At 64.3% G+C, this 6387-nt stretch carries 11 protein-coding genes; 8 read left to right on the forward strand and 3 right to left on the reverse strand.

The genetic code is table 11. The features are described from left to right. Nucleotides 1-184 (forward strand): hypothetical protein (locus KZA10_RS05945; protein WP_218682408.1); only part of this gene is annotated, 184 nt, incomplete at its 5' end. A gap of 274 nt (nucleotides 185-458) precedes the next feature. Here KZA10_RS05945 and KZA10_RS05950 read toward each other — a convergent pair. Next, complete coding sequence (locus tag KZA10_RS05950) at nucleotides 459-737, reverse strand: hypothetical protein (protein ID WP_082775568.1); 279 nt, start codon at nucleotides 735-737, stop codon at nucleotides 459-461. A 167-nt stretch (nucleotides 738-904) separates the two neighbouring features. On the opposite strand from KZA10_RS05950, the gene KZA10_RS05955 reads away from it, so the two are divergent. Continuing rightward, entirely contained in the window at nucleotides 905-1078 is a 174-nt protein-coding gene (locus KZA10_RS05955) for a chemotaxis protein CheY (protein WP_159305582.1), read from the forward strand. Between the two features lie 96 nt (nucleotides 1079-1174). Here KZA10_RS05955 and KZA10_RS05960 read toward each other — a convergent pair whose 3' ends face one another. After that, nucleotides 1175-1837, reverse strand: coding sequence for a DUF1345 domain-containing protein (locus KZA10_RS05960; RefSeq protein WP_159305583.1), 663 nt, complete (start codon nucleotides 1835-1837; stop codon nucleotides 1175-1177). Between the two features lie 75 nt (nucleotides 1838-1912). Between KZA10_RS05960 and KZA10_RS05965 the strand changes: the two genes are divergently transcribed. The 4 genes from KZA10_RS05965 to KZA10_RS05980 all read left to right on the forward strand — a co-directional run bounded on the left by KZA10_RS05965 (nucleotide 1913) and on the right by KZA10_RS05980 (nucleotide 4315). Further along, nucleotides 1913-2443 (forward strand): TetR/AcrR family transcriptional regulator, encoded by a 531-nt coding sequence (locus KZA10_RS05965; protein ID WP_068483756.1) that lies wholly within the window; start codon nucleotides 1913-1915, stop codon nucleotides 2441-2443. 3 nt (nucleotides 2444-2446) lie between these two features. After that, nucleotides 2447-2794, forward strand: a complete 348-nt coding sequence (locus KZA10_RS05970; RefSeq protein WP_124093351.1) for a multidrug efflux SMR transporter — start codon at nucleotides 2447-2449, stop codon at nucleotides 2792-2794. Continuing rightward, the gene (locus KZA10_RS05975; protein ID WP_159305584.1) at nucleotides 2794-3114 is read left to right on the forward strand and encodes a multidrug efflux SMR transporter; all 321 of its coding nucleotides are present in this window, start codon (nucleotides 2794-2796) and stop codon (nucleotides 3112-3114) included. Before KZA10_RS05970 ends, KZA10_RS05975 begins: the two co-directional genes overlap by 1 nt. A gap of 169 nt (nucleotides 3115-3283) precedes the next feature. Next, nucleotides 3284-4315 (forward strand): AI-2E family transporter, encoded by a 1032-nt coding sequence (locus tag KZA10_RS05980; protein WP_159305585.1) that lies wholly within the window; start codon nucleotides 3284-3286, stop codon nucleotides 4313-4315. Here the strand turns inward: KZA10_RS05980 and KZA10_RS05985 are convergent. Next, nucleotides 4312-5514, reverse strand: coding sequence for an MFS transporter (locus tag KZA10_RS05985; protein WP_218682409.1), 1203 nt, complete (start codon nucleotides 5512-5514; stop codon nucleotides 4312-4314). The genes KZA10_RS05980 and KZA10_RS05985 overlap by 4 nt on opposite strands. A gap of 76 nt (nucleotides 5515-5590) precedes the next feature. On the opposite strand from KZA10_RS05985, the gene KZA10_RS05990 reads away from it, so the two are divergent. Both KZA10_RS05990 and KZA10_RS05995 read left to right on the forward strand, forming a co-directional pair. After that, entirely contained in the window at nucleotides 5591-5950 is a 360-nt protein-coding gene (locus KZA10_RS05990) for a MerR family transcriptional regulator (RefSeq protein WP_086991036.1), read from the forward strand. Between the two features lie 220 nt (nucleotides 5951-6170). Further along, the coding region (locus tag KZA10_RS05995) for an antitoxin VbhA family protein (protein ID WP_218682410.1) at nucleotides 6171-6387 on the forward strand (217 nt) is incomplete at its 3' end.

Genomic DNA, 6387 nt, shown 5'->3' on the forward strand with positions numbered 1-6387 from the left:
CGTCGAGGCGACGCGCTACTATGGCCCGTTCCTGCCGCACGTCGGCTCGGCCACGACGACGTTTCTCGAGGAGCTGGAGGACGAGCTGAAAGACTCCGGCCGTTACCGGAGCTGGGACGTTTCAGTGGAGGACGTGTTCATCGGAACCGACGAGTCCGATTGCGAAGTCCGCGCGACCAGGTAGGAGCACGCATGGCTACTCCATCGTCAATCGGCCTGCAAGCGGCGGGCCTCCTCGCAACGCTCGGAGACCCCGACGCCGACCCTAATCGTTCGCACGCAGTCATCGTTACGGACCCTGTAGTGAACCCCGGATTTCTAGAGGCTTACGGGCCGTACGAGAACGCGGCCGAGGCGGCCGCAGCGCTCGAAGTCATCCGGGCCAAGATCGACATGGGCCGGCCTGGCGGGTGGGCGTGGACGTACACCGTCACACCGCTCCGATCGACCCCATAGGGCTACGGCGTGCGCTGTACCGGAGTGACCGCGGACGCCCAGACCCAGGCGCGGTACTCGGTGCCGCGGATCGAGAACACCACCCCGACGGCATCCGCCGTCCAGCGCGCCGCTACCGCGTCGACGAGCGCAGGTTTCAACCCGAACCGCACCCAGGCTCGCACCGGCTTGGGTCGAGGGTCGATCGTCACCGGCTCGGAGTCCAAGCGCAGCTCCTCTGGCGTGAGTGACTGCAAGGGGCCAGCGCTCACCACCGCCTGTTCCAAGATGCGCTCATTCATCAGACGGTCGTAGTGGTGCGCATAGCGCTTGTTGCTCCCGATGGCCGACTCCTCCCCGGCCAGGATGAGACTACCGTTATTCGAACATGTGTTCGATTTGCGCGGTTCTTTGCTTTGCCCCCGAGCGCATGTCAGTTACGATCCGGGAAGCTCTGGGGGGAGTGTCTATGACTGAGCGAGTAGCGGAACGGGTGCGCCGACTGCTGCACGAGAACCCGGAGCTTGAAATCCGGTTCACCGAGGCGATCACGCGGGATAGCTACTACCAAGGCCCCGTCGTGCTGTTCTTGCACCCCACGCACCAGGCCCTCGTCGACGAGCTGCGCGCCGAATCTGGCTGACACTGACGGACCGACGCGATCTTTCCAACTATTGCTTACGTCGTTGGAGATTCCGATGGCCGTCTATCAAGGCGTAACTAGGTGATTTCGTTGAGTTCAGGCACGAGCGATCTGTTGGATCACTTGGATGGCTACGGCGACGACGAGGGCGTTGTAGAAGAAGCTCACGATGCTGTGTGTGAGGACGAGCCACCGCATCCGCACGGTGGCCACGGTGGCGTCGGATGTCGCGAACGAGGTTCCGATCGTGAACGCGAAGTACAGGAAGTCCGCCAGGCCGGGATGTGTCGTGCGGGGGAATTCGAGCGCGGGATGCTCGGGGTCGCGGTGTTGGAGTGTTTCGTAGACCTGGGCGAAGCCGGTGTGGAGCAGGTGCCAGGACAAGATGATGCCGATCGCGGCCGCCACTCCGAGGAATACCGTTTCCCCTCGGGGAGCTTCGGCGGGAACGCGGATTGTGATCGCGAGAACGGCTGCGTTCACCCCGACGAGACTGGCCATGAGCGGTAGCACCCACGACAGTGTGTCTAGGGTTCCCGATCGGCGGCTTCCGTCTCGGCCGGTGATGCTGCGCCGCCAGGTGAGGATTGACCCGGTGAGGAGATATGCCGTCGCTAGTGCTTCCCACACGATCAGCACGACCACGCTTCCGGAGAGCACGTACCCCACTGCCACGAGCACGGTGACGAGTTCTGCGGCAGTGACGAGGTAGTCGCCCCAGCGGTGCGTTCCCTCGCGTGAGGGCCGCTCTACGTCCACGATCGCTTCCCCTCAAGATACGCCAGTCTCAGCAACCCTACAGCTTGGTTACCTTCCGGATGGTAACCTTTGGTTATGGGAACTGAGACACCGCATTCGATCATCGCCGCGGCCTTCGCGCAGCTGGAAGAGGGCGGGTCGGTGTCGTTGGATTCGGTCGCCCGCGCGGTCGGGTTGACGAAGCCCGGAGTGATGTATCACTACCCCACTAAGGAAGCCCTCATGCTCGCGCTGGTCGATTCGGTCCTGGACCGGTGGGAGAGCGAGCTCACCGCCCGACTCGGGGTTACTTCGTCCCAGGCGGGCCCGCATGATCGGATCCGCGCCTACCTGGACTGGTCGCTTTCCGGAGAGTTCAGCGAAACAGACCTGGTCGCGATGAGCGACCCGAAACTACGCCGCACCCTCACCCACCGGTGGACGGAGCGCCTCGCACCCTGGCTGACACTGCCGACCGATCTAGCCCCCGACGTGCGGGCGCGACTGATCGCCGCACGACTCCTCGCCGATGGCGGCTGGCTCGCCGACGCCACCAACTTCTTTCCCCCCACACCCGATGAACGCGCCCGCGTTCACCTCCTCGCCCACAACCTGATTAAGGAATAGCAAATGAAGAAATGGCTCCTGCTCGCTGGAGCGATTGTCAGCGAGGTCACGGCCTCGCTCGCCCTCCAAGCCGCTCAAGACCACCCCGCCTGGTACGTCGTCGTCGGCGTCGGCTACGTCGCCGCTTTCAGCCTCCTCGGCCTCGTTCTCCGGCAGGGCATGGCACTCGGTGTGGCCTACGGCATCTGGGGGGCGATGGGTGTGGCGCTGACCGCTATCTTCGCCGCGATCATCTTCGGCCAACCCCTCACCCTGATCATGATCCTTGGCCTGGTCCTCATCATCGGCGGCGTCCTCACCGTCGAAATGGGCTCCCAAGCTGCGATCCGCAAGCGGGAGGCGAACGCCTGATGGTCTGGCTCTTCCTCATCATCGCCATCATCCTCGAAGTCGGCGCCGCACTGTCCCTGCGGGTGGCCACGAATGGCAAGAAGCTGTTCTTCATCGCCGTGGTCATCGGGTACCTCGGTGCGTTCTTCTTCCTCGCACAGGTCCTCTCGCTGGGCCTTGGCATCGGTGTCGCCTACGGAATCTGGGCCGCGTCCGGCGTTGCGCTCACCGCGGTGGCCAGCAAGTTCCTGTTCAACGAGCCCTTCACCTGGGTGATGGCCGCCGGTATCGCGCTCATCATCGGCGGTGTCCTCCTGGTCGAGCTCGGTGCTGCCCACTAACCGGCCGAGCGCCGCCGTCCGACGGGCGTCCACAAATAGGATGCACGTTCGCCGCTTCCCCGCGAGCCTCGGCTCCCGCGGAGGCGGGAGGGGTGCGTTGTCCTCCGCTGGGCTTGCTGCGCATCCGTTCAGGTATGCGCTTATCGCCACCCTCGGCGTCGGGTGTGGGATGGCGATCCTGGCCGCGATCGGCGCCCTGGGAACCGTCCTCGTGTACATCGGACTAGCGTTCTTCCTGGCCATCGCCGCGGAACCGCTCCTCAGCTACGCGCAGCAGCGAAGAATGCCGCGGTGGGCGGCAGTTCTCACTATCGCCTTCATTCTCCTCGTCGGCACCGCGTTCCTCATCACTGTGATCCTTCCAGCAGTGTCCGAACAGGTCACGGCCGTCGCTAACCAGGCCTTTACGCTCGTGTCGGCGATCCCGGATCAGCCGTGGTTCCTCTGGCTGATCGGCATGATCGGGGATGGTCTGGACGTGAACAATCTGCTGGCGAACGCGACTGCTTTCCTCGCGAATCCAGATCAGCTCTTGAAACTCTCTGGTGGTCTGCTAGAGGTTGGCACCGGCATCATCGACGCCATCACTGGTGTGATCATCGTGACCGTTTTGACGATCTACCTCGCTCTCACCATGCCGGCCATCAAGGCGAAGGCGTACGAGCTGGTCGCGTACCGCGCCCGCCACCGAGTGAAGTCGATCGCGGAGGAAATTCTGCAGTCTGTTGGTCGTTTCGTCGGGGGACAGATCGTCCTCGCGTTCGTCAATGCGCTCGTAACGTTCATCGTGACCTCCGCGGCGGGAAGCCCAGCTCCTGCCCTCCTTTCTCTGATCGCCTTTATTGGTGCGCTCATCCCCGTTGTCGGGCCTGTCATCGGAGCGAGCATCGCGGCCATCATCACACTCGAGACGGGCCTGGTTCCGGCCATCGTCGTTGCCGCCATCCTGCTCGCCTACCTGCAAGTAGAGGCCTACGTACTCACGCCGCGCGTCATGGCCCGCGCCGTAGCCATGCCGGGAGCACTTGTTATCGTCGCTGCCCTCGGTGGCGCTGCCCTCGGCGGCATTCTCGGTGCCCTTGTCGCGGTGCCAATCGCCGCTGCTGGCATCACGATCGTCAACCGGGTCATCATCCCCCATCAACAAGCGGGTGTACCGCGGGTGGTGCGGCTCCGCCGCCGGGAGGATTCGGCAAGCTAGCGGGTACCTTCATGCGGGGTGTTGAGGGGGCGCATCAGCGCTAGCGCGAAGGTTCCCACTGCCGCGGCGGTGACTGCGATGAGAGTGACGGCGATAGGACCGTGGTCGAGGACAAGGCCGCCGAGGGTGGCTCCGGCTGCGACACCGAGGTTGAGGACGGTGACGACGATGCTTCCGGCCAGAGGTCGGAATGCGCTCGTGGATACGCGCATCACCCGGGTTTGCAGGATCGGGGGAAACGCGCCGACCGCGATTCCCCAGATCGCAACTCCGATGATGAACACGACCGGTTGCCCTGAGCTCAAAGCGAGCACGGCGAGACCAACCGTCACTAGAGTTGCCGCGGCGACGATCGCACCGCGTGGGTACCGGTCGGACGCGAAACCGGACCCGGCGATACCTACTGCCCCGCTCACTCCGAACACCAACAGCATCAAGGGGATCGTGGCACCGGGCAGCCTGCCCAACTGGGTGACTAGTGCCGTGAGGTAGGTGAAGACAGCGAAGTGCCCGACCAACACCAGCCCTCCCGCGATCGCTACCGCAATCACTCGGGAAGCGCTGCGATCCCACCCGCCGCCACCGGCAGGCATCGTTGACGGTACCTGCGGCAGGATGAGCCAGAGCACCGCGGCGGTCATAACAAGAGCCACAGATAGGCCGATGAAGATGGCCCGCCACCCCACCACATCGGCCAGAGCCGCCGCGATCGGTAGTCCGGCAAGGCCGGCGAGCGTGGGCCCAGCCAGGACGATCGCCAGCGCCCGTCCGAGCCGCTCGGCAGTGATGACGGAGGCGACGTAGGAAACGACGAGTGCCCAGAACAGGCCGTGCGCCGTCGCGGCGAGGATACGACCGGTAAGTGCGAGCGGGAGGCTAGAGGCGGTCGCGGTGAGCAGGTTCGCTGCCGCGATCACGATTAGACACGCTGCCAGCAGTGGCGTGCGGGGTAACCGGATCGTGAGCCGCACAAGTGGAATCCCCACGATCGCAATGGTGAGCGCCCAGGCGCTCACCAGCAACCCAATTGCTGATTCCGAGACGCCCAGATCGGCGCTCATTACCGGCAAGAGCCCAGATGGCAACATCTCGACCGTCACCGTCAGCAGCGTCGCCGCGGTCAGCACCGCCAGAATCGGCCAGGCCCGGTGCGGACCGGCGGTGCCGGGCAGGGGTAAAGACGTCGATCGTGTGCTCATGCGACTACGCTAAAGATTGACACCACTGTCAAGGTCAAGCCTGGTGCCCCAAGTCCCAGGCGAGAGAGATGAGCGGATGCGGATCGGTGAGATATCCCAGCGCAGTGCAGTCGCGCCCCGAATGCTGCGCTACTACGAAGCCCAGGGACTCCTCCAACCTGGACGACACCCCAACGGGTACCGCGACTACTCCGAATCCGATCTGAACCAGGTCGTCACGATCCGAGACCTCTCTCGCTCCGGTGTCCCGACGCGATTCATCAAGATTGTCCTCGACCGCCAGAGCGGCCAATCCGGATGGTCGAGCACCTGCGACGACATCCTCGCCCGCATGGTCACCGAACAGATCGACGACCTCGACACCAAGATCGCCTGCCTCACCACCAGCCGCGCAGCGCTGACCCAGTTCCTCCGCGAAACCCACGCCAACACCTAACGCAGCCATCGACGCGCCGCCTGGTAGTCCGGTACTCGGTCTCCTGTAGGAATCCGCAACGGACCGAAACTGATCGATTCCGGCACGAGCACCGACGGCATCCTGGCGACGTCGACACGCCGTGCCGAAACCCTGTGCCGAAACCCTTTTGTGCCGAAACATTCCATAGACCGTTTTCGGGAAATCCGATAGACTGGTAGGACGACGAAGGGAGCCCATCGTGGCTGAGACATTCACGGTCGAGGAGCAATGGCCGGAGCTGTTCGCGCAGCTCGACGCGACGCAGCGCGACAGCGTGCGCCAGGCTCTCGCCGCCGGATGGCACGAAGGGTTCACCCCGACCCGCGAGGACGTCGAGAACGTGACCGACTACACCCGCGGGGCGATTGACCTCGCGGAGTACCGTCGTCGCGGCCACGCTGCCGCTCGCCGCGCTG

Origin of the sequence: Microbacterium sp. BF1 (genome assembly GCF_019279095.1) — a bacterium.
Lineage (GTDB): Bacteria > Actinomycetota > Actinomycetes > Actinomycetales > Microbacteriaceae > Microbacterium > Microbacterium maritypicum.

Excerpts from the sequence above, each read along its gene's own strand:
- KZA10_RS05950 (WP_082775568.1), bottom strand. The coding sequence starts at position 737 with ATGAATGAGCGCATCTTGGAACAGGCGGTGGTGAGCGCTGGCCCCTTG.
- KZA10_RS05955 (WP_159305582.1), top strand. The coding sequence starts at position 905 with ATGACTGAGCGAGTAGCGGAACGGGTGCGCCGACTGCTGCACGAGAAC.
- KZA10_RS05965 (WP_068483756.1), top strand. The coding sequence starts at position 1,913 with ATGGGAACTGAGACACCGCATTCGATCATCGCCGCGGCCTTCGCGCAG.
- KZA10_RS05970 (WP_124093351.1), top strand. The coding sequence starts at position 2,447 with ATGAAGAAATGGCTCCTGCTCGCTGGAGCGATTGTCAGCGAGGTCACG.
- KZA10_RS05975 (WP_159305584.1), top strand. The coding sequence starts at position 2,794 with ATGGTCTGGCTCTTCCTCATCATCGCCATCATCCTCGAAGTCGGCGCC.
- KZA10_RS05980 (WP_159305585.1), top strand. The coding sequence starts at position 3,284 with ATGGCGATCCTGGCCGCGATCGGCGCCCTGGGAACCGTCCTCGTGTAC.
- KZA10_RS05985 (WP_218682409.1), bottom strand. The coding sequence starts at position 5,514 with ATGAGCACACGATCGACGTCTTTACCCCTGCCCGGCACCGCCGGTCCG.
- KZA10_RS05990 (WP_086991036.1), top strand. The coding sequence starts at position 5,591 with ATGCGGATCGGTGAGATATCCCAGCGCAGTGCAGTCGCGCCCCGAATG.